This window comes from Pseudomonas sp. MWU12-2029 (assembly GCF_023242425.1).
Classification (GTDB): Bacteria; Pseudomonadota; Gammaproteobacteria; order Pseudomonadales; family Pseudomonadaceae; genus Aquipseudomonas; species Aquipseudomonas kribbensis.
The window spans coordinates 752,570-779,464 of record NZ_JALJDY010000001.1; the positions used below are offsets into that span (position 1 = coordinate 752,570).

A 26,895-nucleotide genomic window follows, 5' to 3' on the forward strand; every position below is an offset into this window, starting at 1 on the left:
CGAGGACATGCCCGTGACGAGCCCTATCAGAATCCTGCCGGTCCCGCTGACGCTGGCCATGGCAATCGCTTTGGCCGGTTGCGCCGGCCTGCCCGACCAGCGTCTGGCCAACGAAGCGCTGAAGCGCGGCGACACCGCGACCGCCGCGCAAAACTACCGTGCGTTGGCCGATCTGGGTTACAGCGAAGCTCAGGTGGGTCTGGCCGACATCCAGGTCGACAGCCGCGACCCTGCGCAGATCAAACAGGCCGAGGCGACCTATCGCGCAGCGGCCGATGTGTCGCCGCGTGCCCAGGCCCGACTTGGTCGCTTGCTGGTGGCCAAGCCCGGCTCCACCGAAGCCGAGCATCACGAAGCCGAAACCCTGCTGAAGAAAGCCGCTGCCAACGGCGAAGGCAATACGTTGATCCCGCTGGCGATGCTGTACCTGCAATACCCGCACAGCTTCCCGAACATCAACGCCCAGCAGCAGATCGACCAGTGGCGCAAATCCGGTTACCCGGAAGCAGGCCTGGCGCAGGTGCTGCTGTATCGCACCCAGGGCACTTACGACCAGCATCTGGATGACGTGGAAAAGATCTGCAAGGCCGCGCTGCACACCACCGACATCTGCTACGTCGAGCTGGCCACGGTCTATCAGAAACGTGCCCAGCCAGACCGGCAAGCCGAGCTGATCAAGCAACTGCAGGCCGGTTACAGCCGTGGCAGCGTCACGGCCCAGCGCGTGGACTCCGTTGCCCGTGTGCTCGCCGACTCGACCCTCGGCAAGACCGACGAAAAGACTGCGCAATCGCTGCTCGAACCGATCGCACCGGGCTACCCGGCCTCGTGGGTGACGCTGGCGCAACTGCTCTACGACTTCCCGGAACTGGGCGACGTCGATCAGATGATGAAGTACCTGGACAACGGCCGCGCCGCTGATCAGCCCCGCGCCGAGCTGTTGCTGGGCAAGCTCTACTACGAAGGCAAACTGGTGCCGGCCGACGCGAAAGTCGCCGAGGAACATTTCCAGAAAGCCGTCGGCCGCGAAGTCGCCGCCGACTACTACCTCGGCCAGATCTACCGCCGTGGCTACCTGGGCAAGGTCTATCCGCAGAAGGCTCTCGACCATCTGCTGACCGCTGCGCGCAACGGCCAGAACAGCGCCGACTTCGCCATCGCCCAACTGTTTTCCCAAGGCAAGGGCACTCAGCCAGACCCACTCAATGCCTACGTGTTCAGCCAATTGGCCAAGGCGCAAAACACCCCGCAAGCGGATGAACTGGCGACCACCCTCGCGGCGCAATTGCCCCCCGAGCGCCTGGCCGAAGCCCAGCGCCTGTTGCAACAGGAACAGGCCAGCCGTGGCGCCCTGAATCAGAACACGCTGCAACTGCACGCCCTGCAAGAAGAAGACGGCGAGGAAAAATTATGAAGTTGAATCCATTCGTGAAGGCCGGCATTGGCCTTACGTTCGCGCTGATCTGGTCTTGCCCGACACTGGCCGCGATCACTGAAACCAAGAACTTCGGCCTCGAAGTGAAAATCACCGGCCAGTCCGAAGACGACCGCGACCTCGGCACCGCGCCCGGCGGCGACGTCAACGGCGTCGGCCTCGACCTGCGTCCGTGGATCTACGGCGAAAGCGGCGCGTGGAGTGCCTATGCCATGGGCCAGGCCGTGACCTCGACCGACATCATCGAGACCGACACCCTGCAACAGTCCGACGGCGCCGAAACCACCGACAGCGGTGATCGCAAGACCAAGAAGAACTACCTGGCAATGCGCGAGTTCTGGGTCGGCTACAGCGGCCTGACGCCCTACCCCGGCGAGATTCTCAAGTTCGGTCGCCAGCGCCTGCGCAACGACGACGGCCAGTGGCGCGACACCAACATCGAAGCGCTGAACTGGACCTTCGACACCACTCTGTTGCGCGCCAACGCCGGTGTCGCCGAACGCTTCAGCGAATACCGCACCGACCTGAAAGAGCTGGCGCCGAAAGACAAGGATCGCCTGCACGCCTACGCCGATGCGGCGTATCAGTGGACACCGGGCAACTGGGTCGGCATTCGCGGCCATCACACCCACGATAACGGCAAACTCGATTACGCCGAGCCGGGCGTGCCCCGCGACACCCTCGACAAAACCCAGAACGGCGACATCAGCTGGCTCGGCCTGACCGCCGACAGCGACGCCTACAACTGGCGCAACACCAACACCGTCAACTATTGGGGCAGCATCACCGGCATGAGCGGTGACCGCGATACGGTCAACCCGCTGAATGCCGACGGTACCCGCCCGGCGCAGGCCAAGCGCAGCGAAGACATCAACGGCTGGGCCACCGACATCGGCGTGCGCCTGCGCCTCGATCCGCAGTGGCAGGTCGGTGCGGCCTATGCCCGTGCCAGCGCCGATTACCAACAGAACGGTCTGGAAAGCAACCGCTCCAACTACACCGGTACTCGCTCGCGGGTACACCGCTTCGGTGAAGCATTCCGTGGCGAAATGAACAACATGCAGACCGCCACTTTGTTCGGATCCTGGATGCTCAACGACCAGTACGACGCGAGCCTGATCTACCACAAGTTCTGGCGCGTGGACGGTAACAAACCGGTGGGCAGCAACGGCATCAACGCGGTGGAAAACAACACCGACGACGTGACCGGCGCAATCCTCTCCAGCACCTCGTTGCCACTGCAGGACGGCAACAAGGATCTGGGCCAGGAAATGGATCTGGTGGTCACCAAGTACTTCAAGCAAGGCCTGCTGCCGGCGGCGCTGAGCCAGTCGATCGACGAGCCTTCAGCGCTGGTGCGTTTCCGTGGCGGCGTGTTCAAGCCGGGTGACGCCTATGGCAGCCAGGTCGATTCGTACATGCACCGCGCGTTCATCGACGTGATCTGGCGCTTCTGATGCAAACCGCGAAGGGAGTGCCCGACATGAACAACCCAAGGAAAGGCTCGCTCAGCCTGTTGGCCGGCGCAATGCTGCTGGCCTCGACTGGCGCCTTCGCCACGGTCGAACCGGCGGCCCCTCAGCCAGGCAAGCCGGTCACCATCGCCAAGGAGCTGCAACAGGCCAAGACCTACACCGTCAGCAGCGCGCCAACCGAGGCACTGGAACTGGCCAAGCCGAAACTGCCCGACCTCTCCGGCTTCACCGCCGAAGCCGCTGCCGCGAAAATCGTGCGCAGCAAACCGGGCAAGATCAGCGTGCGCCGGATGATGCAGGAAGACGCCCTGAAGGACTTCATCGGTGGCGACAACAAGATGGCCGAATGGGTGGTGCGTCAGCACGGCATCCCGCAGGCGATCTTCGTCGACGACGGCTACATGAACCTCAAGGAACTGGCGCAGAAACTGCCCAAGCAGTACTTCAGCGAAACCTCGCCGGGCGTGTACCTGGCCAAGTTGCCGATTGTGGTCGGTCGCAAAGGCATCCTCGAAATCGACGGCCAGACTCAGGAATTGCGCCTTTCCCAGGAGGCCGGATCGTTCCTGGTCAACGACGGTCAACTGTTCGTGCGTGACACCAAAGTCACCGGCTGGCGCGAGAAGGACAACGGCCCGGCAACGTTCCGTTCGCCGAAGGAATTCCGCCCGTTCCTGCTGGCCTGGGGCGGCACCGAGACCTACATCGTCAACAGCAAGATGGCCAGTTTCGGCTACGCCAACAGTAAGTCCTACGGCGTGAGTATTTCCCAGTACACGCCGAACATGGCCAAGGTGCTCAAGCGTCCCGAGCCGACCGGCTGGATCGTCGGTTCCGAGTTCTCGGACATGTGGTACGGCTTCTACTGCTACGAGACCCGCGACTTCGTGGTCAAGGGCAATACCTACAAGGACAACATCGTCTACGGCATCGACCCCCACGACCGTTCCCACGGTCTGATCATTGCCGAGAACACCGTCCACGGTACCAAGAAGAAGCACGGGATCATCATTTCCCGTGAGGTGAACGACAGCTTCATCTTCAACAACAAGAGCTTCGACAACCACCTCTCCGGTCTGGTGATCGACCGTAACAGCGTGAACAACATCGTCGCCTACAACGAGATCTACAAGAACCACACCGACGGCATCACGCTTTACGAGTCCGCCGACAACCTGCTGTGGGGCAACAAGGTCATCAGCAACAAGCGCCACGGCATCCGCATTCGTAACAGCGTGAACATCCGCCTCTACGAAAACATCGCCATGGCCAACGGCCTGACCGGCGTCTACGGCCACATCAAGGACCTGACCGACACCGACCGCGACATCAAGCTCGACCCGTTCGACGCCCAGGTTTCGCTGATCGTGGTAGGCGGTGAGCTGGCCGCCAACGGCAGCGGCCCGATGGCCATCGACTCGCCGCTGAGCGTCGAGTTGTACCGCGTGTCGATGCTGGCACCGACCAAATCCAGCGGCATCAGCTTCAACGGCGTGCTGGGTGATCGTCAGGATGAAATTCTCGACCTGCTGGTGCGCCAGCAGAAAGCCGTGCTGATCGACCCTGTCGAACGCCAGACCGAAATGCGGGACTGAGGATAATTTTATGCACCCACACCTGATCAAATTACTCAGCCTGTCGGCCCTGACCGTGGGCATTCTGGCGGCCAGCAACGGCGCCCGCGCGGATGAAGTCCAGGCACCGAAATTCACCGCCGAACCCTGCTGCAGCCTGTGTCCGGCCGCCCATGACGCGAAGAACTACACCACGCGTTATCAGCAGAACTTCACCACGCTGGTGCAAGCCCAGGGCGACTGGCTGTTCCGGACCCAGGAAGACCTGCGCACCGAGTTCAACACCACCCCGGCCGGCTACAAGCGCCTGCAACAGTTGCACGATGCGTTCAAGGCCAAGGGCGTCGAACTGGTGATCGTCTACCAGCCGACCCGTGGCCTGGTGAACCGCAACAAGCTCAACCCGGCGGAAAAAGCCGCGTTCGATTACGAGAAAGCGCTGGGCAACTACAAGACCATGCTCGGCCGTTTTGCGCAGATGGGTTACGTGGTGCCGGACCTGTCGCCGCTGACCAACGAATCGCTGCCGGACACCCTGCCCGCCCACGATTTCTACTTCCGCGGCGACCAGCACTGGACGCCGTACGGTGCGCAGCGCACGGCGAAAATCGTCGCCGAGAAGGTCAAGCAGATCCCGGCCTTCGCCGACATTCCCAAGCGTGAATTCGAAACCAAACGCTCCGGGCGCATGGGCAAGACCGGCACCCTGCACAACATGGCCGGGCAGCTGTGCGGCACCAGTTACGCGATCCAGTACATGGACCAGTTCACCACCGAGCCCAAAGGCGAAGCCGGTGACGGCGACCTGTTCGGCGATTCAGGAAATCCGCAGATCACCCTGGTCGGCACTTCGCACAGCGGCAAGAACTACAACTTCGCCGGCTTCCTCGAAGAAGCCATCGGCGCCGACATTCTCAACGTCGCCTTCCCCGGCGGCGGTCTGGAAGGTTCGATGCTGCAGTACCTGGGCAGCGACGAATTCCAGAAGACGCCGCCGAAAATCCTCATCTGGGAGTTCTCGCCGCTGTATCGCCTCGACCAGGAAACCATCTATCGCCAGATGATGTCCCTGCTCGACAACGGCTGCGAAGGCAAAGATGCGCAAATGTCCGCCAGCACCACGCTCAAGCCCGGCGGCAAACAGGAACTGCTGGTCAACAGCAAGAACCTGAACCTGCAGAACAGCGGCCATCAGGTCGACATCCGCTTCGCCGACCCCTCGGTGAAAAAACTGCAAGCCACCCTCTGGTACATGAACGGTCGCCACGAGGACATCAAGATCGAGAAACCGGAAACCTCCGACACCGACGGTCGTTTCGCCTTTGAGTTGCGCACGGACGAAGACTGGGCCTCGCAGAACCTGCTGGCGGTCGAAGTCCAGGGCCCGGATGCGGGCACCGCGCCACAGAAAGTCGAAGCGAAAATCTGCAAACGCAACGTATTCCCGGGCGCTGGGCAACAAACCGCTCAGGTCGGGCAATGAGGTCTGCCATGCGAAACCGAACGATCAAACACCTGCTTGCGCCTTCCCTGCTGACCCTGGCGATGTTCGCCGGGGCCACTCAGGCCGCCGCGCCACTGCGTCCGCCCCAGGGCTACTTCGCCGCCGTGGATAAATTCAAGACCGGCGACAAGAGCGAAGGCTGCGACGCGATGCCGGCGCCCTACACCGGCCCGCTGCAATTTCGCAGCAAATACGAAGGCTCGGACAAGGCCCGCGCCACGCTGAACGTGCAGTCGGAAAAGGCCTTCCGCGATACCACCAAAGACATCACCACGCTGGAGCGCGGCACCGCCAAACGCGTGATGCAGTTCATGCGCGACGGTCGCCCGGAGCAGCTCGATTGCACACTCAACTGGCTGACTGCTTGGGCCAAGTCCGACGCGTTGATGTCCAAGGACTTCAACCACACCGGCAAGTCGATGCGCAAATGGGCGCTGGGCAGCATGGCCTCTTCGTACATTCGCCTGAAATTCTCCGACTCCCATCCGCTGGCCCAGCACCAGCAGGAAGCGCAGTTGATCGAAGCCTGGTTCAGCAAGATGGCCGATCAGGTGGTCAGCGACTGGGACAACCTGCCGCTGGAAAAAACCAACAACCATTCGTACTGGGCAGCGTGGTCGGTGATGGCGACGTCCATCGCCACCAACCGCCGCGACCTGTTCGATTGGGCGGTCAAGGAATACAAGGTCGGCGTCAATCAGATCGACGCCGACGGCTACCTGCCGAACGAACTCAAGCGCCAGCAACGCGCCCTCGCCTATCACAACTACGCCCTGCCGCCGCTGGCGATGATCGCCAGTTTCGCCCAGGTCAACGGTGTCGATCTGCGTCAGGAAAACAACGGCGCGCTGAAACGTTTGGGTGACCGGGTGCTGGCCGGCGTGAAAGATCCCGGGGACTTCGAGAAGAAGAACGGCAAGGAACAGGACATGACCGACCTGAAAGAGGACATGAAATTCGCCTGGCTTGAGCCGTTCTGCAGCCTCTACACCTGTTCGCCGGATGTGATCGAGAAGAAGCACGGGATGCAGCCGTTCAAGACGTTTCGGCTCGGCGGCGACCTGACCAAGGTCTACGACCCGTCCCACGAGAAAGGTAACAAGGGCAGTTAGTCGCAGATCGTTTCACCCCTCCAATTCCACGGGGGGTTTGGGGGGGCTTTGGCCCTTGACTGTTGGTTCAAACATGGAGAGATCGGGATGGTATTTTCATCCAACGTGTTCCTGTTTCTGTTCTTGCCGATCTTTCTCGGCTTGTACTACCTGAGCGGGCAACGCTATCGCAATTTGCTGCTGCTGATCGCCAGCTACGTGTTCTATGCGTGGTGGCGGGTGGACTTCCTGGCGCTGTTCGCCGGCGTCACCCTGTGGAACTACTGGATCGGCCTGAAAGTCGGCGCCGCTGGCGTGCGCACCAGACCGGCCCAGCGCTGGCTGCTGCTCGGCGTGGCGGTGGACCTGTGCATCCTCGGCTACTTCAAGTACGCCAACTTCGGCGTCGACAGCATCAACGCGATGATGACCTCGGTCGGTCTCGAGCCGTTCATCCTGACTCACGTGCTGCTGCCGATCGGTATCTCGTTCTACATCTTCGAGTCGATCAGCTACATCATCGACGTCTATCGCGGCGACACCCCGGCCACCCGCAACCTGATCGACTTCGCGGCGTTTGTGGCGATCTTCCCGCACCTGATTGCCGGTCCCGTGCTGCGTTTCCGTGACCTGGCCGACCAGTTCAACAACCGCACCCACACCCTCGACAAGTTCTCCGAGGGCTGCACGCGGTTCATGCAGGGTTTCATCAAGAAGGTGTTCATCGCCGACACCCTCGCCGTGGTGGCCGACCATTGCTTCGCCCTGCAAAACCCGACCACGGGCGATGCCTGGCTCGGCGCGCTGGCTTACACCGCGCAGCTGTATTTCGACTTCTCCGGTTACAGCGACATGGCCATCGGCTTGGGCCTGATGATGGGTTTCCGCTTCATGGAAAACTTCAAGCAGCCGTACATCAGCCAGTCGATCACCGAGTTCTGGCGTCGCTGGCACATCAGCCTGTCGACCTGGCTGCGTGACTACCTGTACATCACCCTCGGCGGTAACCGCAAAGGCACGCTGATGACCTATCGCAACCTGTTCCTGACCATGCTGCTCGGTGGTCTGTGGCACGGCGCGAACATCACCTACATCGTCTGGGGTGCGTGGCACGGCATGTGGCTGGCGATCGAAAAAATGCTCGGCCTCAACACCTCGCCGCGCAGCCTCAACCCGATCCGCTGGGCGCTGACCTTCCTGCTGGTGGTCATGGGCTGGGTGATCTTCCGCGCCGAGAACCTGCACGTCGCCGGGCGCATGTACGGCGCGATGTTCAGCTTCGGCGACTGGTCGCTGTCGGAACTCAACCAGGCCAGCCTCACCGGTCTGCAAGTCGCGACTCTGGTGGTCGCTTACGTGACCCTGGCGTTCTTCGGCCTGCGTGATCTGTACACCAGCAAGCCACCGGTGAAGACCAAACCTGCGGTCAACGTCGAGAGCGACGGCCCTGCCGGTGCGCAACCGGGTCTTATCAAGGCTGCCCCCGGCGAAAACCCGGCGAGCATCCACGAACCTGGCTACACCGTCGGCGTCGACGCCCAGGTGCAACCGGCGTACTGGACGGCGGACTGGTCGCGCTACGTGATGCGCGGGCTGATCCTGCTGCTGTTCATCGCCTCGATTCTCAAACTCTCGGCGCAAAGCTTCTCGCCGTTCCTTTACTTCCAGTTCTGAGGGATCTGACATGACCCGCTCATTACGCATCTTCTACATCGCGCTGTTTCTGGTGACCCTGCTGGTGCTCGGTCTGTGGTCGGTGCGCAGCTTCTTCGGCTTCAGCACCAACGCCGACGCGACGGTGCTCAACGGCCGCTGGACCAAAGCCGTGGAAACCCACTACGACGATGAATTCCCGATCAAGCGCCTGGGCACCAACCTCTGGGCCGCACTGGATTTCAAACTGTTCAACGAAGGTCGTCCGGGCGTGGTGCTCGGTCGCGATCAGTGGTTGTACAGCGATGAGGAATTCAACCCGATCGTCAACGAAGAGCTGAACCTGCAAGGCAACTACGCGCTGGTCGAAGGCGTGCGCCAGACCCTGAAAGAGAAAGGCGTGAAACTGGTGATGGCGATCGTGCCGGCCAAGGTTCGCCTGTACCCGGAACACCTGGGTGAAGTGAAACCGGCGAGCATCCACGCCAACCTCTATCAGGACTTCCACGCCCGTGTCGCGGCCGACAAGATCCTCGCCCCCGACCTGCTCGGCCCGCTGCAAAAGGCCAAGCAGAACGGTCAGCAAGTGTTCCTGCGCACCGACACCCACTGGACCCCGGAAGGCGCGGAAATCGCCGCCAACACCCTGGCGAAAACCATCGCCGACAAGTTCCCGCTCAGCGGCGAGCCGCAGCGTTTCGTCACCACGCCCGCCGAGAAGGTCACGCACAAGGGCGACCTGCGTCTGTTCCTGCCGCTGGATCCGCTGTTCGAAAACCTGATGCCGGCGCAAGAGCCGCTGCAAAAGCGCAACACCGTGGCCGCCGCCGAGCAGCCTGCCGGTGACGACGCGCTGTTCGCCAACAGCGAAGTGCCGGTCGCGCTGATCGGTACCAGCTACAGCGCCAATCCCAACTGGAACTTCGTCGGTGCGCTCAAACAAGCGCTGCACAGCGACGTCGTGAATTACGCCGAGGACGGCCACGGCCCGATTCTGCCGATGCTCAGCTACCTGAAAAGCGATGACTTCAAGAACAGCCCGCCACAGGTGCTGATCTGGGAGTTTCCTGAACGATATCTGCCTGTGAACAACGAAATCGGCGACGCCGACCCGCAGTGGGTCGCAGAGCTTAAACAAGCCGGCGCGCGCCAACAAAACGTAGCAATCAACACTAAATCCGAGACGCCCGATCGGGCGCAAAACTGAAAGAGAGGTACACCATGACTTTCACTACAACTCCTCGTCGTCTCGCCAAACGCATTGCTCTGGTCGCTGGCCTCAGCGTGCTGTCGGTCCAGGCCTTTGCCGGTGGTGACGCCGCGCTGTACGGCCCGACCGCACCGAAAGGCTCGACCTTCGTACGGGTCTACAACGCCAGCAACGCTGAAGTCAGCGCCACCGTCGGCAGCACCAATCTGAGCGACGTCGCACCGCTGGCCAGCAGCGACTTCAGCTTCATGCCGGGCGGTGACTACAGCGCCAAGATCGGCAGCCAGACCCTGCCGGTGAAGCTCGCCGGTGACCATTACTACACCCTGGTCAACAACGCCTCCGGCGCGCCGCAACTGATCGAAGAACCGCCGTTCAAGAACAAGCAGAAATCCCTGGTCCGCGTGCAGAACCTCAGCGACAAGCCGCTGACCCTGAAGACTGCCGACGGCAAGACCGACGTGGTGCCGAACGTGGCCGCCAAGGGCCGTGGCGAGCGTGAAATCAACCCGGTGAAAGTCAGCCTCGCGCTGTACGAAGGCGACAAGAAAGTCGGCGACGTGAAACCGGTCGCCCTGGAGCGCGGTGAAGCCGCGGTGCTGTACGTCACCGGCAACGGCAGCAACCTGTCGCCAGTCTGGGTGAAGCGCCCGGTATCGACTCGCTAAGCACATGAAACCGGGCAGCCATCGCTGCCCGGCACGGAATAACAACAAGAGTGAAACGACACAGGCTCGTGGCTCTAACCCAATCGATTTTATGGAGTAAACAATATGATTCCGGTGATCTTGTCAGGTGGTAGCGGTTCACGTCTTTGGCCGCTTTCGCGCAAGCAGTTTCCCAAGCAGTTCCTCGCCCTGACCGGCGAACACACACTGTTCCAGCAAACTCTCGAGCGTCTGGTGTTCGAAGGCATGGACACCCCGATCGTGGTCTGCAACAAGGATCACCGCTTCATCGTCAACGAACAGCTGAGCAACCGGAACCTCGAATGCCAGCGCATCCTGATGGAGCCGTTCGGCCGCAACACCGCGCCGGCCGTGGCGCTGACCGCGATGATGCTGGTCAATGAAGGTCGCGACGAACTGATGCTGGTGCTGCCGGCCGACCACGTTCTCGAAGACCAGAAAGCCCTGCAACGCGCCCTGGCCCTGGCCACCGTGGCGGCAGAAAACGGCGAGATGGTGTTGTTCGGCGTGCCGGCCACCAAACCGGAAACCGGTTACGGCTACATCAAATCCACCGGCGATTCACTGCTGCCGGAAGGCGTCAGCCGCGTCTCGCACTTCGTGGAAAAACCCGACGTCAAACGCGCCACCGAATACGTCGAGTCCGGCGGTTACTACTGGAACAGCGGCATGTTCCTGTTCCGTGCCAGCCGCTTCCTCGAAGAGCTGAAAAAACACGACCCGGACATCTACGACACCTGCCTGCTGACCCTGGAGCGCAGCACTCAGGACCCGGACACCATCACCTTCGACGAAGCCACCTTCGCCTGCTGCCCGGACAACTCCATCGACTATTCCGTGATGGAAAAGACCCAGCGCGCCTGCGTGGTGCCGCTGACCGCCGGCTGGAGCGATGTCGGCTGCTGGTCGTCGCTGTGGGAAGTCAACGAGAAGGACGCCAACGGCAACGTCAGCAAGGGCGACGTGGTGATCCAGGACAGCAAGAACTGCATGATCCACGGCAACGGCAAACTGGTGTCGGTGATCGGTCTGGAAAACATTGTCGTGGTCGAGACCAAGGACGCCATGATGATCGCCCACAAGGACAAGGTCCAAGGCGTCAAGCAGATGGTCAACACCCTCAACGAGCAGGGACGCAGCGAAACCCAGAACCACTGCGAGGTCTATCGTCCGTGGGGCTCCTACGACTCGGTGGACATGGGCGGGCGTTTCCAGGTCAAGCACATCTCGGTCAAACCGGGCGCGTGCCTGTCGCTGCAGATGCACCACCACCGCGCCGAACACTGGATCGTGGTCAGCGGCACCGCCGAAGTGACCTGCGATGAAAACGTGTTCCTGCTCTGCGAAAACCAGTCGACCTACATCCCGATCGCCTCGGTGCATCGCCTGCGCAACCCGGGCAAGATCCCGCTGGAAATCATCGAAGTGCAGTCGGGCTCGTATCTGGGTGAAGACGATATCGAGCGTTTCGAGGACATCTACGGTCGCTCCACCCCGATCGAACGCGGCGTGTCGGTGAAAACCATCGCGCAGTGATCGCTCTGTAATTAAAAGCCCCTGTCCAGCCTGCTGCGTCCCCTATCCGCAGTGGGTTGGGCGGGGGCTTTTTGGGCTTCAGCTGTACGACTGCTGCCGGGGTGCAGGAGACTTCGCTCGAGCCCCTCGTTTGACCGAGTGCCGATTACCGGCATAGGGCGTCGGCCCAACCAGCGCGATGAAGTCCTGACTCCTGTTCAGCGCCCGAACAACGACCGGAGTTTGCGCAGACAGCTCGGAAACCTTTTCGAAGATCTCCTCCGTTACATTGCTGGACACAGCCAGTTCGTCCTTGATCGCCTGTGTTCTGAATTCCAGCATGTCGATCACCGCTGGCGTTTGTTCGTAAGCTTCGCTCAGTGCTTCTGCATTCAATCCTTGCGAGGCACGGTAGAACTCAATTCCGGTTCTTATCAGGCCCGGCACCTCCGAACCCAGCTTGCCACCCACCTTGTCAATCGTTTTATCGACCGCCACTCTGGGGAGCCGGGCGCGTCCTTCTGGTGTACGTGGATCCGATGCCGCGAGTTCGAATCCTAGCGTTGCCAGACCCGGCCTCTTTTTCGGCTCGACGCTTTCGATGAAAGCCCTGGGATTCATTTCATTGCCTTTGAAATTGATCGCGCGATCCAGTTGAAAGGCGTCCACCACTTTGGACACAAGGCTGCCTGCTGCCATTGATACAGCCTTTTCCCCGGCAACGGTACCCAATGTCGCACCAGCCGGACCAAACAGCCCGCCAATGGCGCCCCCTGCGACGGAGCCTGCCGCGCTGGCACCGGCGCTGACTGCGGAACTGCCCAATTGCGTGATGACGCGTCTGCCCAGCCCCTGAAAACGTTGACGGGCATACAGGTGATTCATGATGGAGTTGCGGGTGTTCGCAACAGCCGATGACACTGCTGACAACAAGGCCTGCTGTTTGTCCGCGCTGCTGTTCAATTCATCGGCTTCGGTTTTGCCTCCCCCGTCGCTGTCGAAAAAAGTGACCGGCGAATTGGCGACCATACGGTACAGATTGGGCCCGTCGATCATGCCTTTGGGGTCCGGATTCAACCAATGCTGCAACCACGGGATGTAGTAGCGCAGACCGAAAGAGTCGAGCCCGGTCGCATCACGCTCCTTGCCCGAGTAACGGATGTATTTGTAGCTGAATTCGCCGTCCTTCCAGGCACTGGTACCGTATGGGTGAAACGTTTCCCGGCTGATCACCGCACCGTCATCGGCGGTTTCCAGACTGCCCGAACCCAGGCGATCAACATGCTGGTATCGAAATTGAATGTCGGCGCCCCAGGGCGGCGGACTCTCCCAACGCAGTACCCGAGCATTGTCGGCAATGATGACCTGCAACCGTTCGCCGGAACCGTTGTCGGTTCGCAACTCCAGCCCGGGCAAATAGCGCACATCGGCAACCAGGGTTCGGGCATTGGTTAACAAAGAGCGGATCTTGCGTACCCGCTGACTGCTGCCATCGTAGAGATAGACCTCGTGGTCGTTGAGCCCGGAGGCACGCGCCACCGGGCTGACCGATTGCAGTTGGTTGCGCAGGTTCCAGCTCAGCACCCGCCCCGCTTCCAGCTCCAGCAGGTTGCCTCTGCGGTCGTAGGCCGCTTCGATTTGCGGATCGCCGGGAATGACGTCCGTGTAAGGCAAAGTGCGGTTGCTGTAACTCGCCGGTTGCAGTTTGCGCCCGTGGCTTTGTGGCCCGACATGAATCAGGTTGCGCAGGTTGCCGCCGGGATCATATTCGTAAGTCTGCTGATAGTTGCTGACCGCCGCCGGATCGATGCGCCCCATCGATTGCGGGCCCTGATTGACAGTACCCGCTTCCCAGCCGGACGCCTTGGTCAGCTGATAAAGGCTGTCGTAGACAAAGCGGCTGACCGGCTCGATGCGCTGGTTGGCGAAGTAACGTATCGGCAGCGTCCTGTCTTCGATACTCAGGACATTGCCCACCCTGTCGTATCCATAAATCAGGTGTTGCAGCCCGAGACCGTGAGCGTCTTCGGACCGAAGGCCCAACAGGCGATCGTCTTCGGGGCGATAGGTCCGGTTGGTGTGCACACCGTTGCCGGCAGTATGCTGCGTGACATTGCCTTGCGCGTTGTAGCGGATGTCAGTGACCAGGATCTGCTCAGGCTCCCCTTTCAACTGCAAACGGCGCTCGTGCAAGCGGCCATCGACGGTCAGCGCGAATGCATGTCGGTTGTCTCGGGCATCCGTCTGTTCCAGCACATCGCCCAGCGCACCATGGCGCCACTGCGATGTTGCACCGACGCCAGGCTCCAACAGCCGCTGACGATCCGCCTCCAGCTCCGGCCAGTGGGGTGTCAGCGGGTCCAGCGTGAAATGGCGGGTGTCCTCGGTGCATGGGCCGCTGATGGCAAACGCGTTGAAAAGCACGCTGCCGGCCGGATGATCATGACGAATCAGCTGACCGAACTGGTTTCGCGACTGATTCCCGCTGCCGGGATGACCGTAGGTCAGGCGCTCGACACAACGCCGAGGCTCGCCCGTTCCTTCTTCGAATATCGCGACGGGGCGCAGCAGATAGTCGTGCTCGATCTCGCGCTGTGTCTGACGGCTGTCCCAACTGAACACCGTTTGCGTGGCGAGCCCCTTCAACTCGATTTGCGTGCCGGCATCGACGCTGTCCGAACGTATGACCGAGGCGTCCAGTACAAACACCTGCGTCAGATTGGCCGGCGTCAGCGGGTCGCCGGCCTGTGACAGCCAAAGCCGCGGATCCCAGTGTTTCACCGCATTCCCTGCCGGATCGTGAAGCGTGCGGTTAATCCGGAGATCGACCGGGCCGCCCTCGACGGTTCGACAATAGTCGACCGTGCGAACCGGCAAGCCGCGCGGGTCGACCACAGACACCCTCGGCGTATTGATGTGCAAGCTCATGGAGCGCGCTCCCCCGCAACCGGCACTCGTTGTGACTCTGGCATCTGAGCAAGCTCAGCGCTATTTCGGCTACTGTCAGAAATTACAGTCACGACCAACGGCGCACTCGATCAATCCGCGAATGTCCATTCCCGCGCCCCTTCGGTAGGATGGTCATCACGAGTTCAAGGAGCGTTCGAACATGTTCATCGGCGTCTTGCTGGTCATCACCTGGCTGATCCTGCTGTTGCGCTACCCGGCCAAAGCCTTGCCGGTGTCCATGGCGGCCGCCGTCGGCCTCGGGCTGGTGGCAATGTGGGTGGTGTGGCTGGACAACCGCGAGATCAAGCAACTGGCGCGGCTCGAGTTGCGCATCACCTATGCACCTGAGCAGTGCCCGGCGGATCGTCCGCTGCAATTGAAGCTGAACAACGGCAACGACGTACCGCTGACCGAACTGCGCTGGCGCATCGCGGCGTACGCGCCGGGCGACACCGTGAATCTGGCCGACAATCAATACGCCGCCCCGCGCTATCGCGGCCCCGGTGAACTGCAGGCCGGTGGCAATTGGGAAGACTGCTTGCCGATGCCGCCACTGCGTCCCGGTTATCGCCCGCAAACCCTGGAGTTTCGCGCCGAGCGATTGCAGGGTAGTTTCTCCGACTGATCCCCTCTCCCACTCTTTTGCACAAGGAATGCGCCATGCCCGTTGCGTTGATTACCGGTTGTTCCAGCGGCATCGGCCGCGCCCTCGCCGATGCCTTCAAAGGCGCCGGTTACGAGGTATGGGCCAGTGCGCGCAAGGCTGAAGATGTCGCGGCACTCGCCGCTGCCGGGTTCACGGCGGTGCAACTCGACGTCAATGACAACTCCGCGCTGGAACAACTCGCCGAGCGAATCAACCAGCAACACGGCGGCCTCGATGTGCTGATCAACAATGCCGGTTACGGCGCCATGGGGCCGCTGCTCGACGGCGGCGTTCCGGCCATGCAGCGCCAGTTCGAAACCAACGTGTTTTCGATTGTCGGCGTGACCCGTGCGCTGTTCCCGGTGCTGCGCCGGGCCAAGGGCCTGGTGGTGAATGTCGGCAGTGTTTCCGGGGTGCTGGTCACGCCATTCGCTGGCGCCTATTGCGCGTCGAAAGCGGCGGTGCATGCGTTGAGCGATGCATTGCGCATGGAGCTGGCGCCGTTCGGGATCCGCGTGCTGGAAGTGCAGCCGGGGGCGATTCAATCGAGCTTCGCCAAGAATGCCGGGCATGAGGCCGAACAACTGATCAACGAACAATCGCCGTGGTTTCCGTTGCGTGAAGGTATTCGGGCGCGGGCCAAAGCTTCGCAGGACAAACCAACGCCGGCCAGCGACTTTGCCGCCGAGTTGCTCAAGGCTGTGCAGCAGAGCAAACCGCCAAGGCTGATCCGCATCGGCAATGGCAGCCGGGCGTTGCCGTTGCTGGCGACGTTGTTGCCGAAAGGGCTGCTGGAATCGACGTTGATGAAGCGCTTCGGCTTGCGCGGGCAACTCTGAAACCGCGTCAGCCCCAACCTTTCATGAAATCAATGAACGCCCGCACCTTCAGCGGCAGGTGCCGGGTGTCCGGGTATAGCGCATACACGCCTTGTTGGGCAAAGCGGTAATCCGGCAACAGGCGTTGTAATCTCCCGGCGTCCAGATCTTCCTGTATCAACCATTGCGGCAGAATCGCCACGCCTTGCCCGGTCAGCGCAAAGGCACGCAGGGTCGCCGAGTTGTCGGCGACGATGGCGGTGGTTCCCGGTTTCGGCTGATAGACATGCTCGGTGCCGGCCGGATCGGTAACCGTCATTTCTGGCACTCGCCCATGTCCCAGCGTTGGCATGGACTCCAGCACCGCCAGCGTTTTGACCGGCGCAAAACCCTCGACCAGCCCCGGTGCCGCTACTGCAAATACTTCGAACGTCGACAACTGCACCGCCCGCAGATTGGAGTCGTGCATGCGGCCCAGGCGGATCGCCATGTCAAAACGTTCGGAGATCAGATCGGCATGGGTCGAGGACGTGGACAAGTGAATGTTCAGTTGCGGCTGCTGTTGTCGAAACACTTCCAGCGCCGGCACCACCTGAGCCAGGGCAAACTCCACGGTCGTGGTGATGCGCAGGGTGCCCTTGAGCTGAGAGTGCTCCGAGCGAGCCTCTTCGATGGCCAGCCGCGCTTCGTCGAGGGTGCGCAGACAACGCCGGTAAAAACGTTCACCGGCATCGGTCAGGGCCAGTTGCCGGGTGTTGCGGGTGAGCAAGGTAACGCCCAACTCTTCCTCCAGCCGCTTGAGGTTGAAGCTCACCACCGCCCGCGTCTGCCCCAGCGTATCGGCGGCTGCGGTCAACGAGCCGGCCTCGACCACGGCTTTGAAGGTATCGAATCGATCCAGGCTGACCATGTTCAGCACGCTCACTGTCAAAATAGTTTTGACAAACTAGCAGTCAAACCAGCGTATTTCTATCGCCGCCAGCGCCCTACCCTGCACGCTTCATCACAGGGAAGCTGCCATGGCCTATCGCTCGAAAGTCGCGCTGGTGTATTTGCTGGGCTTCGCCCTCGACCTGCTGAACATGTTCGCCGCCAGCATTGCCTACCCGGACATCGCCGCGCAGTTGCACGCCTCGGTGACGCAACTGGCGTGGATCACCAACGCCTACATGCTCGGGCTGACGCTGATCATTCCGATGAGCGTGTGGCTGGCGGCACGGGTGGGCGAACGGCGGCTGATCCTCGGTTCACTGCTGGTGTTCGGGATCGCCTCCGGGCTCATCGCTCAGGCGGGTTCGATTGAAAGCCTGATCGGCTGGCGACTGCTGCAAGGGCTCGGTGGCGGGTTGCTGCTGCCGGTCGGTCAGGCGCTGGCCTATCGAGAGTTTCCGGCGACACAGCGCGCGCACTTCACCGGTGTGGTTCTGCTGGTGGCGCTGATGGTACCGGCCCTGTCGCCGGCGGCGGGAGGCTTGATCGTTGAAACGTTGTCTTGGCGCTGGATTTTCTACCTGAACTTGCCGGTGACGCTCGTGGCTTTCGGATTGGGCCTGCTGTGGCTGAAGCCGGATCAGGCTACCAGTGAACGCCCGACACTGGACGCACGCGGCCTGCTGCTGGCCGTGTCGGCCCTGAGTCTGTTGTTGATGGCCGTCAGTCTGGCGAGCGAACCCGAAACCCGTCACCTCGCGGGCGGTGTCCTGCTGCTCTGCGCCCTGAGCCTGTGGATCTACCTGCGTGATGGCTGGAACAAACCGGGTGCAGTCCTTGATCTGCAACTGATCAGGAACCCGTCCCTGCGCCTGGCGATGCTGATCTATCTGTTCGTGCCCGGCATCTTTACCGGCACCAACATGATTGCCGTGCTGTACCTGCATGACCTCGGTTTCGGTGCAGCAAAAACCGGGTCGCTGATGCTGTCCTGGGCGGCGGCCTCGGGCGTGGCGATCATGCTGGGCAAACGCAGCTTCAACCGGATCGGCCCCAAGCCATTGCTGATCGCCGGCATGCTGCTGCAATGCCTGGGCATTGCCGTGCTGATTCAGATCGACCACCCCGCCAGCGTCCCGTTGATTTTCGCCTACGCCCTGATGGGGCTGGGCGGCAGTCTGTGCAGCGTCACTGCGCAGACCCTGGCGTTTGTCGGCATCACGCCGGAAAAAATGGGCCACTCCAGCGCCCTGTGGAACATCAACCGTCAACTCGGCTTCTGCCTCGGCGCGGCGCTGCTCAGCTCATTGCTGGGCGCGTTGGGCGCCAACGGTTTCCAATACTGCTTTCTCGCCGCCGCGTTGCTGACGCTGTTGCCGATGGCCGCCGTGCTGCGTTTCGATTCAACGAAAGTGCTCGCACTGCTGAACTCACCTGCCCTTCAGGAACAATCCACATGACTGACTACACCGCCTATTTTGACGAAGTGATCCAGGCCCATGAGGCCATCGAACGATGGTTTGCCGTGAAGGAGGAAGAAGCTGCACTGGAACGATTGCTGGCGCGTTTTTCGCCACGGTTTTCCATGGTGACGCCGCTGGGGCGTGTGCTGGATTTCGAGGCCTTGCGTGCGCTGTTTCAAATGGCGGGCGGCAAAAAGAGCGGGTTCAGGATCGAGCTCGGCGAGCTTTGCGGGATTGCTCTGCACGAACGCGGTGCGACGGTGAGTTACCGCGAGCAACAGAGCGATGCGAGTGGGTTGCAAACGGATCGACGTTCAACCGTGGTGTTTGAAAAAAACGAATCCGGGCAGGTGATCTGGCGGCATTTGCACGAAACGTTTTGCCAGGGCTGACAACAAGCCGATCCGGCGAGGGAGCATGCTCCCTCGCCACAAGGATTACTCGACAGCGTCCTGCTTCACCACCACGGTGCAGGTGATCCCCGCCGCCAGCAGCACACCCTCCGGCACCACATCGATATGAATCCGCACCGGCACCCGTTGCGCCAGACGTACCCAGTTGAACGTCGGGTTCACATCGGCGATCAGTTCGCGGCTTTCCGGGTTGTCGCGGTCGTAGATGCCGCGGGAAATGCTTTCCACATGGCCCTTGAGGACTTCACCGCTCATCAGTTGCATGTCGGCTTTGTCGCCAACCCGCACGTGAGGCAGTTTGGTCTCTTCGAAGAAGCCGTAGACCCAGAACGAGTTCATGTCGACCACGGCCATTTTCGCCTCTCCGATGCGGGCGTAGTCGCCGCGATGCACATTGAGGTTGGTCACATAGCCGTCCACCGCCGCCCGCACCTCTGTGCGCTTGAGGTTGAGTTCAGCCGCTTCCAGTTGCGCCTGAGCCTGTTGGTAATCGGCCAGTGCCGAGTCGGCGATGTTGCTGGCGTCGTCGCGGTTTTCCTTAGAGATCACCAGGTTGTCCAGATCGGCACGGCGATGGGCGTTGACCTTGCGCATCTCCCACGTGGCCTTGCGCGAAGCCACCAGCGACTGCGCCTGTTTCACCGCCAAGCGATAGTGTTCGGGATCGATCTGCATCAGCAGGTCACCCTTCTTCACCAACTGGTTGTCACGTACCGGCACATCGACCACTTCACCGCTGACGTCGGCCGCGACGTTGATGATATCGGCGCGGACCCGGCCGTCGCGGGTCCACGGGGTATTCATGTAGTGCTCCCACAACGTGCGGCCGATCCACAGCGCCAGGGCCAGCACCAGCAGGGTCGCGAGCAGGCTGAAAAACTTTTTCATCAGAACGTTCTCAACGGTAGACAGTCAGCGCCATCGCGCCGAACAGACAGGTAAACAGGCTCAGACGCAGCAGCGCCGGGTGCCAGAAGAAGCGATACAGATCGAACCCCGAGAGGAACCGATCCAGCGCCCAGGCCAGTGCCGCAGCAACGAAAAACATCAGAGTCATGGTCGGCATGTACACGCCGTGGAAGGCGATTTCACGAGGCATGGGCAAGTCCTTCGGGCTTGGCGATGGCATGGGCAGCAAGGGGCGATTGCGGGTCGAGCAACGAGGTGCGGATGAAGTGCAGGTAGCTTTTCACCCGACGCAGCGCCGAGGTGTCGAAGTGCGGCGCGAACGGCTCGTCGGTGGCGGCGACACGGCTGATCGCGTGATCGACGGCGACCAGTGCGCGTTCCAGATTGCTCGAATTCGGTTGCAGGAACAGCCGCACCAGCGAGCGCCCCATGACCCGGATTGCCTGGCGCCATGGCTGAGATTCGGCATAGGCCGGATGCACCGGCAGAATCGCTTGCTCCTTGCGCAGCTCGATGATCGCGTGGCCGACTTCCAGCACCACGAACATCCAGCGCAGCAGGTTTTTCTGCACCTGCGGCTGACCGGCCGCCAGACCATAAGCCTGATGCATCAAGTCGCGGGTACGGCTTTCGAAGCTCGACGCCAGGCCCTTGAGTTTGCCGCTGATCGCGTACACCACTTGCCCGCGCAGGTCCTGCTCCAGGCGCTGCCACAACCAGCGGCTGTTAGGCGGCAGAATGATCGCGCCTGCCGCGGCGCAAACCAGCATGCCCATGACCATGGCGATGTAGTCGTTGATGAAGGTGTAGGGGTTGTAGATCGTCAGGTTGTCCGGCACCGAACCGGTGCTGAAGAAGATCAGCAGACCCAGGCCGACACCGGCGTATTGCGGCCGCGACGCGAGGAACGAGCCGAGCACGATCACTGGCGCGAGCATCACGCACAGCAGCGGAAAACCGTCGATCCACGGGAAGATGAAAAACATCTCGACGAAGCCGATCAACGCCCCGAGGAACGTACCGCAGGCCATCTGGAACGCCATGCGTTTCGGGTTCGGCGTCGCCGCCGACAGGCCCACGGTAGCGGCGGCGATCAGGGTCATGGTCGCGCCGCTCGGCCACGCCGTGGCGACCCAGTAACTGCCGAGCACGACCAGAATGAATGCGGCACGAATCCCCGAAGCCGCTGCCGCCCACCAACTGGTCTGCGGGGTGAACGGCTCGTCCCAGCGCTCGCGTTCGTGGCTGTGATCGGCCAACGACGCGTGGGTCTGTGCATAACCGTGCAGGTCATCGACGAAGCGATAGAGCAGTTCGTACGCGGTGTGGAAATCCAGCAACTCGGCGTCGCTCGGATCGCTCTCCTGGAAGGCCGCCCGCAGACTGCGCACCCGTGCCGGCAAACCTTCCTTGTACGCCGTCAGCGCCGTCACCAGACGCGCTGCATCCGGGCTGGTCAGGGCCCGGCCACTGAAGCCGTCGAGCACTTCGGCCAGATCCTGCAGGCCCGGTTTGATCGCTGCCACGACATGCTCTTCGCCATTGACGCGCAGGCGCTCCAGTAACTGGTGCAAGGCGTTGAACCGGGTGGTGATGCCCATGAACTCGCTGTTCAGGCGACTGAGCCGACCGTTGCGTCGACGCATGTGCGGGTCTTCGAACACGGTCACGCTGCGCAGCCCTTCCAGCCCCACCGCTTCGGCGATGAAGCGCACGTTGCTGGCCTCGAACGACTCCGGTTTGCTGCGCCCGCGCAGGCCATCGGTGACGAACAACGCGAACACACCGAAGCGCTGATACAAGGCGTTGCGCATCGCGGCGCTGGCGGTTTGCGGCAGGATCGCGGCGCTGACCAGGGTCGAGCAGAGAATCCCCAGCGAAATCTCCAGCACCCGCCACACTGCCGCCATGAACGCGCCATCGGGGTGGGCAAGCGCCGGCAGGCCGACCATCGCTGCCGTGTACCCGGCCAGCACAAAACCGTAAGCGCGGAAGTTGCGGCAACGGGCGGCGCCGGCCGAGCAGATGCCGACCCAGATCGCCAGCGAACCGAGGAACAGTTCGGTGTTCTGGGCGAACAGCGAAATCAGCGTGACCATCATCGCCGACCCGGCCAGGGTGCCGAGGAAGCGATAGAAACTCTTGGCGAACACCTGGCCGCTCTGCGGCTGCATGACGATGAACACGGTGATCATCGCCGTGCGCGGTTGCGGCAACTCCAGACGCATCGCCAGCCACAGGGTCAGGAACGCGGCAATCAACACCTTGAAGATGTAGACCCAGGTCACGCCGTCGCTGCGCGCCCAGTCGAAGAAACCCCGGCGCCATTCCAGGGAGTAGAGCCAGCGCAAAGGTGCGGGCAACGGAGTCATTAAGGCTTGCTCAGTGGTCGAGGGCTTGAAGAAGGGCCGGTTTTTTCGGTGCGGCGGTCTGTTCGGCGGTCGGCACGTCTTTACCCGCACCAAGGCCACCGCCCAATGCCGTCACCAGTTCCGCATGGGCGCTCAAACGCGCCGCCTGCACCTGCTGCTGAACCTGTTGCTGCTTGAACAGCAGGGTCTGGGCGTTGAGCACGTTGAGGTAATCGGTGAGGCCGCGCTGGTAGGCGATCATCGCGATGTCGTAAGTCTTTTGCGCGGTGGCCACGGATTCGGCGGCGAACGTCTGCTGCTTGTCCATCGACTCGCGGCGGATCAACTGGTCGGAGATGTTCTTCAGCGCATTGACCAGGGTCTGGTTGTAATGCGCGACGGCGATGTCATAACCCGCCGAGGCTTCACCGAGTTCGGCACGCAGTCGCCCGCCGTCGAAGATCGGCAGCGAGATCGCCGGTCCGACGTTGTAGTTGAGTTTCTTCCCGGTCAAAAACTCCAGCGCTCCGCCGCCGGTGGCCATGTAGCCGAGGCTGCCGACCAGATCGACGTTCGGGTAGAACCCGGCATGCGCGACATCGATCCCGCGTGCCTGGGCCGCCACTTGCCAGCGACTGGCGACCACGTCCGGACGCTGGCCGAGCAACTCGGCGGGCAGTGCCGACGGCAGCTTCAGCGCCGCGCCGAGGGACAGGGTCGGACGCTGCAATTGCGCGCCGACGCCCGGGCCTTTGCCGGCCAGTGCCGCGATCTGGTTGCGGCTCAGGGCGATTTCTTCGTCCAGTGCATCCAGTTGCCGATGGGTTTCCGGCAGCGGGGTCTCCGCCTGGCTGACTTCGAAGTGCGTGCCGATCCCGCCGTTCAGGCGTTTCTGCGCCAGCTCGAGAATCTGCTGTTGCTGCTTGAGCGTCGCCGCCACGATGTCGCGCTGGGCATAGTGCAACGACAGCTCGATGTAGGCGCGCACGATGTTGTTCTGCAATTCGAGCTGCGCCTGCCGCGCCTCGGCCACGCTCATGTGCGCAAGATCCACCGCACGTTCGGTGCTGTTGCTTTCACGGCCCCAGAGGTCCAGCGCGTAACTGAAACCCAGTGCGGCGTTGTTGTCCCAGGTGGTGCTGTTGGCCAGCTCACCGGGACCGTAGAACTGGTCGGTCGGCCAGTTGTGACGCTTGAGGGTCGACTCGCCATTGATCTGCAACGACTCGGCGGCTTCGGCGACACCGGCCATGGACCGGGCCTGACGCACTCGCGCGGCGGCCATGGCCATAGTCGGGCTGCCTTGCACGGCCAGGTCGATCCAGCGATTGAGTTGCGGGTCGCCGTAGGCTTGCCACCATTGAGCGGTGGGCCAGTTTGCGTCACGGGCGGCGTGGGCGATGGCCTCGTCGGTGGCCAGTTCATTGGCGTCCAGAGCCTTGCCCTGCGGGGCAATCCCTCCGGTTCCGATGCAGCCGCTGAGACCTAACGAAATAGCCAGAACACTGAGCGGCAAAAGCGCTCTGTTGATGCGACGCGGCACTGCTGCGAATTCCTGAGGTGGGGGATGTTTCGAGGTGGGCGCAATTCTAGGGGGCGCCCTGAACGGCGATAAGCTGGGTTTTCTGCGAATCTTTGTTACGGTTAACGAGATAATCCCTTGGTCGGGGGTCTCAGCCCCTGAAACTTCGTGTCACAATTTGCCATCTCCCTTGAGAGCACCCCATGGACACTTTGCAAAACATGCGCGCCTTCAGTTGTGTGGCCGAAGCCGGCAGCTTCACCGCCGCCGCCGTGCAACTCGACACCACCACTGCCAACGTCTCGCGCGCGGTCTCCAACCTTGAGGCTCACCTGCAAACCCGTCTGCTGAATCGCACGACCCGGCGCATCGCACTCACCGAGGCCGGCAAGCGCTACCTGCTGCGCTGCGAGCAGATCCTCGCCTACGTCGAAGAGGCAGAAGCCGAAGCCAGCGAAGCCCACGCGCGCCCGGCCGGTCAGTTGAAAGTGCACACCATGACCGGCATCGGCCAGCACTTCGTGATCGACGCCATCGCCCGCTACCGCAAGACCCACCCGGACGTGACCTTCGACCTGACCATGGCCAACCGCGTGCCGGACCTGCTGGACGAAGGCTACGACGTGTCCATCGTCCTCGCCCGCGAACTGCCGGACTCGGGTTTCGTCTCGCAACGCCTGGGCATCACCTACAGCATCGTCTGCGCCTCCCCGGCCTACGTGAAAGCCAACGGCTGCGCACAGAAACCCAGCGACCTGCTGAACCACGCCTGCCTGCGCCTGGTGAGCCCGGTGATCCCCCTGGAAAAATGGGCCTTCGACGGCCCGGAAGGCCAGGAAATGGTCACCATCAACAGCTCACCCTTCCTGGTGAACTCCGCCGACGCGATGAAAACCGCGATCACCAGCGGGATGGGTGTCGGTGTATTGCCGGTGTATGCCGCGATCGAAGGCTTGCGCAACGGCTCGCTGGTGCGGGTGATGCCGAACTACCGCTCGCAGGAACTGAACCTGTATGCGATCTACCCGTCGCGGCAGTATCTGGATGCGAAGATCAAGACCTGGGTTGAATATTTGCGTGGGTCGTTGCCGGAGATTCTGGCGGGGCATCAGGCGGAACTGGCGGCTTATGAGATGAGTGGGAGTCTGGCGGGGGTGCGGGTGGCGAATTGAGTTGGTCCTCCTGAAATTGGTGTGATGTTGAGAGCGCCACCCCTCACCCTCTCCCCGAGGAGAGGGAACCGACCGAGTTGTTTGGGAGAGCTACGCCGACGTGAAATACCGAATCGAACTCAAGAAAAAAAGCACACATTCCGCTTCTGCTTTGGCTTTCCACCACTCAACACAATGAGCGTTAGCTCGAGTACCGCTTTTGACGTGCTGGCCCCTTCGGCAGGCTGAGTGGAGGGATTCATCCGGGGGTGGGCGCGAAGCGCCGTTCGACGAAGTCGAACACATCGAGAGGAGGTGCAGCGAAGCAAACCGTAGGCGATGCCCCCGGATGAATCCCGGAACGAAGGAACACCGAGCCTAGGCGAGGTGCCGAACGCCGGGGCCCAGACCTTTGGTTCCTTTGGGGCGTTTGCCAAAGGGACTCGCCGTAAGGGCGAAACCGCCAGCGGCAACTCCCGAAGCAACGGATATTCACCCAAAACCCCAAAAGCCTGGTCGGCCCAGAGGCCGCCAAGACAACCCAAAACAGAAATGTTAGCTTGCTTGGCATCACACCAGCCGCCAAGTCCGAGCCCAATGCCAATGAAAAAAACAGTCCTGGCCTTCAGCCGCATCACCCCCCCCATGATCGAACGCCTGCAACAGGACTTCGACGTCATCGTCCCCAACCCGAAAAACGGCGACATCAACGCCCAGTTCAACGAAGCCCTGCCCCACGCCCACGGCCTGATCGGCGTCGGTCGCAAACTCGGCAAGGCCCAACTGGAAAACGCCGCGAAACTTGAAGTGGTCTCCAGCGTCTCCGTCGGTTACGACAACTACGACCTCGCCTACTTCAACGAACGCGGGATCATGCTCACCAACACCCCGGACGTGCTGACCGAAAGCACCGCCGACCTGGCCTTCGCCCTGATCATGAGCAGCGCCCGCCGCGTCGCCGAACTGGACGCCTGGACCAAGGCCGGCCAGTGGCAGGCCAGCGTCGGCGCACCACTGTTCGGTTGCGACGTGCACGGCAAGACCCTGGGCATCGTCGGCATGGGCAACATCGGCGCCGCCGTCGCCCGTCGCGGACGCTTCGGCTTCAACATGCCGATCCTCTACAGCGGCAACAGCCGCAAGACCGAACTGGAACAGGAACTCGGCGCGCAATTTCGCAGCCTTGACCAACTGCTGGCCGAAGCCGATTTCGTCTGTCTGGTGGTCCCACTCAGCGACAAGACCCGCCACCTGATCAGCCATCGCGAACTGGCACTGATGAAGCCCGAGGCAATTCTGGTGAACATCTCTCGTGGCCCGGTAGTCGATGAACCAGCACTGATCGAAGCCCTGCAAAACAACCGCATTCGCGGCGCCGGCCTTGACGTCTACGAGAAAGAACCGCTGGCCGAATCACCGCTGTTCCAGCTGAAAAACGCTGTGACCTTGCCGCACATTGGTTCGGCCACGAATGAAACCCGTGAGGCCATGGCCAATCGGGCGCTGTCCAATCTGCGCAGCGCCCTGCTTGGCGAGCGGCCGCAGGATCTGGTCAATCCGCAAGTCTGGAAAGGCTGATAAAAAAGGGGCAGACGTC

The 26,895-nt window shown here is 61.8% G+C and carries 21 protein-coding genes; 15 read left to right on the top strand and 6 right to left on the bottom strand.

Annotation, left to right across the window (positions count from 1 at the left end; genetic code table 11):
• Positions 1-7 precede the first annotated feature (7 nt).
• The 9 genes from algK to M5B44_RS03675 all read left to right on the top strand — a co-directional run bounded on the left by algK (position 8) and on the right by M5B44_RS03675 (position 12,167).
• Positions 8-1,414, top strand: coding sequence for an alginate biosynthesis TPR repeat lipoprotein AlgK (gene algK / locus M5B44_RS03635; protein ID WP_248738251.1), 1,407 nt, complete (start codon positions 8-10; stop codon positions 1,412-1,414).
• Positions 1,411-2,892: an alginate export family protein gene (locus M5B44_RS03640; RefSeq protein ID WP_134825559.1), complete on the top strand. Its 1,482-nt coding sequence runs from the start codon at positions 1,411-1,413 to the stop codon at positions 2,890-2,892. The genes algK and M5B44_RS03640 overlap by 4 nt, the downstream gene beginning before the upstream one ends.
• Positions 2,893-2,918: 26 nt before the next feature.
• Positions 2,919-4,505 carry a mannuronan 5-epimerase AlgG gene (algG, locus tag M5B44_RS03645; RefSeq protein WP_085711702.1) on the top strand — a complete coding sequence of 529 codons (1,587 nt, stop codon included), beginning with the start codon at positions 2,919-2,921 and terminating at the stop codon, positions 4,503-4,505.
• Positions 4,506-4,515: 10 nt separating this feature from the next.
• Complete coding sequence (locus M5B44_RS03650; RefSeq protein WP_248738252.1) at positions 4,516-5,967, top strand: alginate O-acetyltransferase; 1,452 nt, start codon at positions 4,516-4,518, stop codon at positions 5,965-5,967.
• A gap of 8 nt (positions 5,968-5,975) precedes the next feature.
• Complete coding sequence (locus M5B44_RS03655) at positions 5,976-7,100, top strand: mannuronate-specific alginate lyase (RefSeq protein WP_248738253.1); 1,125 nt, start codon at positions 5,976-5,978, stop codon at positions 7,098-7,100.
• An 87-nt stretch (positions 7,101-7,187) separates the two neighbouring features.
• The gene (locus M5B44_RS03660) at positions 7,188-8,753 is read left to right on the top strand and encodes an MBOAT family O-acyltransferase (RefSeq protein ID WP_192552923.1); all 1,566 of its coding nucleotides are present in this window, start codon (positions 7,188-7,190) and stop codon (positions 8,751-8,753) included.
• A 10-nt stretch (positions 8,754-8,763) separates the two neighbouring features.
• Positions 8,764-9,939, top strand: a complete 1,176-nt coding sequence (locus tag M5B44_RS03665) for an alginate O-acetyltransferase (RefSeq protein WP_248738254.1) — start codon at positions 8,764-8,766, stop codon at positions 9,937-9,939.
• A gap of 14 nt (positions 9,940-9,953) precedes the next feature.
• Positions 9,954-10,610: an alginate O-acetyltransferase AlgF gene (locus M5B44_RS03670; RefSeq protein WP_114881477.1), complete on the top strand. Its 657-nt coding sequence runs from the start codon at positions 9,954-9,956 to the stop codon at positions 10,608-10,610.
• 105 nt (positions 10,611-10,715) lie between these two features.
• Positions 10,716-12,167 (top strand): mannose-1-phosphate guanylyltransferase/mannose-6-phosphate isomerase, encoded by a 1,452-nt coding sequence (locus M5B44_RS03675; protein WP_134825554.1) that lies wholly within the window; start codon positions 10,716-10,718, stop codon positions 12,165-12,167.
• Between the two features lie 78 nt (positions 12,168-12,245).
• Here M5B44_RS03675 and M5B44_RS03680 read toward each other — a convergent pair whose 3' ends face one another.
• On the bottom strand, positions 12,246-15,074 hold the full coding sequence (locus M5B44_RS03680; protein ID WP_248738255.1) for an RHS repeat domain-containing protein: 2,829 nt from the start codon (positions 15,072-15,074) through the stop codon (positions 12,246-12,248).
• A 181-nt stretch (positions 15,075-15,255) separates the two neighbouring features.
• On the opposite strand from M5B44_RS03680, the gene M5B44_RS03685 reads away from it, so the two are divergent.
• Together M5B44_RS03685 and M5B44_RS03690 are read left to right on the top strand one after the other, a co-directional pair.
• Positions 15,256-15,720, top strand: a complete 465-nt coding sequence (locus M5B44_RS03685) for a multidrug transporter (RefSeq protein WP_248738256.1) — start codon at positions 15,256-15,258, stop codon at positions 15,718-15,720.
• A 35-nt stretch (positions 15,721-15,755) separates the two neighbouring features.
• The gene (locus M5B44_RS03690; protein ID WP_248738257.1) at positions 15,756-16,580 is read left to right on the top strand and encodes an SDR family oxidoreductase; all 825 of its coding nucleotides are present in this window, start codon (positions 15,756-15,758) and stop codon (positions 16,578-16,580) included.
• A 7-nt stretch (positions 16,581-16,587) separates the two neighbouring features.
• On the opposite strand, the gene M5B44_RS03695 is transcribed toward M5B44_RS03690, so the two are convergent.
• Positions 16,588-17,469 carry a LysR family transcriptional regulator gene (locus M5B44_RS03695; RefSeq protein ID WP_248738258.1) on the bottom strand — a complete coding sequence of 294 codons (882 nt, stop codon included), beginning with the start codon at positions 17,467-17,469 and terminating at the stop codon, positions 16,588-16,590.
• 109 nt (positions 17,470-17,578) lie between these two features.
• On the opposite strand from M5B44_RS03695, the gene M5B44_RS03700 reads away from it, so the two are divergent.
• Both M5B44_RS03700 and M5B44_RS03705 read left to right on the top strand, forming a co-directional pair.
• On the top strand, positions 17,579-18,949 hold the full coding sequence (locus M5B44_RS03700; RefSeq protein WP_248738259.1) for an MFS transporter: 1,371 nt from the start codon (positions 17,579-17,581) through the stop codon (positions 18,947-18,949).
• On the top strand, positions 18,946-19,344 hold the full coding sequence (locus tag M5B44_RS03705; protein ID WP_248738260.1) for a DUF4440 domain-containing protein: 399 nt from the start codon (positions 18,946-18,948) through the stop codon (positions 19,342-19,344). Before M5B44_RS03700 ends, M5B44_RS03705 begins: the two co-directional genes overlap by 4 nt.
• A 45-nt stretch (positions 19,345-19,389) precedes the next feature.
• Here the strand turns inward: M5B44_RS03705 and M5B44_RS03710 are convergent, their stop codons facing one another.
• From M5B44_RS03710 to M5B44_RS03725, 4 genes are read right to left on the bottom strand one after another with little or no spacing between them, the layout of a single operon-like run.
• The gene (locus M5B44_RS03710; protein WP_248738261.1) at positions 19,390-20,253 is read right to left on the bottom strand and encodes an HlyD family secretion protein; all 864 of its coding nucleotides are present in this window, start codon (positions 20,251-20,253) and stop codon (positions 19,390-19,392) included.
• A 10-nt stretch (positions 20,254-20,263) separates the two neighbouring features.
• Positions 20,264-20,464 (bottom strand): DUF1656 domain-containing protein, encoded by a 201-nt coding sequence (locus tag M5B44_RS03715; protein ID WP_003221811.1) that lies wholly within the window; start codon positions 20,462-20,464, stop codon positions 20,264-20,266.
• Entirely contained in the window at positions 20,454-22,646 is a 2,193-nt protein-coding gene (locus tag M5B44_RS03720) for an FUSC family protein (protein WP_248738262.1), read from the bottom strand. Before M5B44_RS03720 ends, M5B44_RS03715 begins: the two co-directional genes overlap by 11 nt.
• Positions 22,647-22,656: 10 nt before the next feature.
• Positions 22,657-24,168, bottom strand: coding sequence for an efflux transporter outer membrane subunit (locus M5B44_RS03725; RefSeq protein WP_248738263.1), 1,512 nt, complete (start codon positions 24,166-24,168; stop codon positions 22,657-22,659).
• 182 nt (positions 24,169-24,350) lie between these two features.
• Between M5B44_RS03725 and M5B44_RS03730 the strand changes: the two genes are divergently transcribed.
• Together M5B44_RS03730 and M5B44_RS03735 are read left to right on the top strand one after the other, a co-directional pair.
• Positions 24,351-25,319 carry a LysR family transcriptional regulator gene (locus tag M5B44_RS03730; protein WP_085711718.1) on the top strand — a complete coding sequence of 323 codons (969 nt, stop codon included), beginning with the start codon at positions 24,351-24,353 and terminating at the stop codon, positions 25,317-25,319.
• Positions 25,320-25,901: 582 nt separating this feature from the next.
• Positions 25,902-26,876, top strand: coding sequence for a 2-hydroxyacid dehydrogenase (locus tag M5B44_RS03735; RefSeq protein ID WP_248738264.1), 975 nt, complete (start codon positions 25,902-25,904; stop codon positions 26,874-26,876).
• The last annotated feature ends 19 nt before the right edge of the window (positions 26,877-26,895 follow it).

Coding starts and splice junctions, on each gene's coding strand:
- M5B44_RS03650 (WP_248738252.1), top strand. CDS start 4,516: ATGCACCCACACCTGATCAAATTACTCAGCCTGTCGGCCCTGACCGTG.
- M5B44_RS03730 (WP_085711718.1), top strand. CDS start 24,351: ATGGACACTTTGCAAAACATGCGCGCCTTCAGTTGTGTGGCCGAAGCC.
- M5B44_RS03700 (WP_248738259.1), top strand. CDS start 17,579: ATGGCCTATCGCTCGAAAGTCGCGCTGGTGTATTTGCTGGGCTTCGCC.
- M5B44_RS03670 (WP_114881477.1), top strand. CDS start 9,954: ATGACTTTCACTACAACTCCTCGTCGTCTCGCCAAACGCATTGCTCTG.
- M5B44_RS03720 (WP_248738262.1), bottom strand. CDS start 22,646: ATGACTCCGTTGCCCGCACCTTTGCGCTGGCTCTACTCCCTGGAATGG.
- M5B44_RS03695 (WP_248738258.1), bottom strand. CDS start 17,469: ATGGTCAGCCTGGATCGATTCGATACCTTCAAAGCCGTGGTCGAGGCC.
- M5B44_RS03715 (WP_003221811.1), bottom strand. CDS start 20,464: ATGCCTCGTGAAATCGCCTTCCACGGCGTGTACATGCCGACCATGACT.
- M5B44_RS03685 (WP_248738256.1), top strand. CDS start 15,256: ATGTTCATCGGCGTCTTGCTGGTCATCACCTGGCTGATCCTGCTGTTG.
- M5B44_RS03655 (WP_248738253.1), top strand. CDS start 5,976: ATGCGAAACCGAACGATCAAACACCTGCTTGCGCCTTCCCTGCTGACC.
- M5B44_RS03690 (WP_248738257.1), top strand. CDS start 15,756: ATGCCCGTTGCGTTGATTACCGGTTGTTCCAGCGGCATCGGCCGCGCC.
- M5B44_RS03680 (WP_248738255.1), bottom strand. CDS start 15,074: ATGAGCTTGCACATCAATACGCCGAGGGTGTCTGTGGTCGACCCGCGC.
- M5B44_RS03665 (WP_248738254.1), top strand. CDS start 8,764: ATGACCCGCTCATTACGCATCTTCTACATCGCGCTGTTTCTGGTGACC.
- M5B44_RS03705 (WP_248738260.1), top strand. CDS start 18,946: ATGACTGACTACACCGCCTATTTTGACGAAGTGATCCAGGCCCATGAG.
- M5B44_RS03640 (WP_134825559.1), top strand. CDS start 1,411: ATGAAGTTGAATCCATTCGTGAAGGCCGGCATTGGCCTTACGTTCGCG.
- algG (WP_085711702.1), top strand. CDS start 2,919: ATGAACAACCCAAGGAAAGGCTCGCTCAGCCTGTTGGCCGGCGCAATG.
- M5B44_RS03675 (WP_134825554.1), top strand. CDS start 10,716: ATGATTCCGGTGATCTTGTCAGGTGGTAGCGGTTCACGTCTTTGGCCG.
- algK (WP_248738251.1), top strand. CDS start 8: ATGCCCGTGACGAGCCCTATCAGAATCCTGCCGGTCCCGCTGACGCTG.
- M5B44_RS03710 (WP_248738261.1), bottom strand. CDS start 20,253: ATGAAAAAGTTTTTCAGCCTGCTCGCGACCCTGCTGGTGCTGGCCCTG.
- M5B44_RS03735 (WP_248738264.1), top strand. CDS start 25,902: ATGAAAAAAACAGTCCTGGCCTTCAGCCGCATCACCCCCCCCATGATC.
- M5B44_RS03660 (WP_192552923.1), top strand. CDS start 7,188: ATGGTATTTTCATCCAACGTGTTCCTGTTTCTGTTCTTGCCGATCTTT.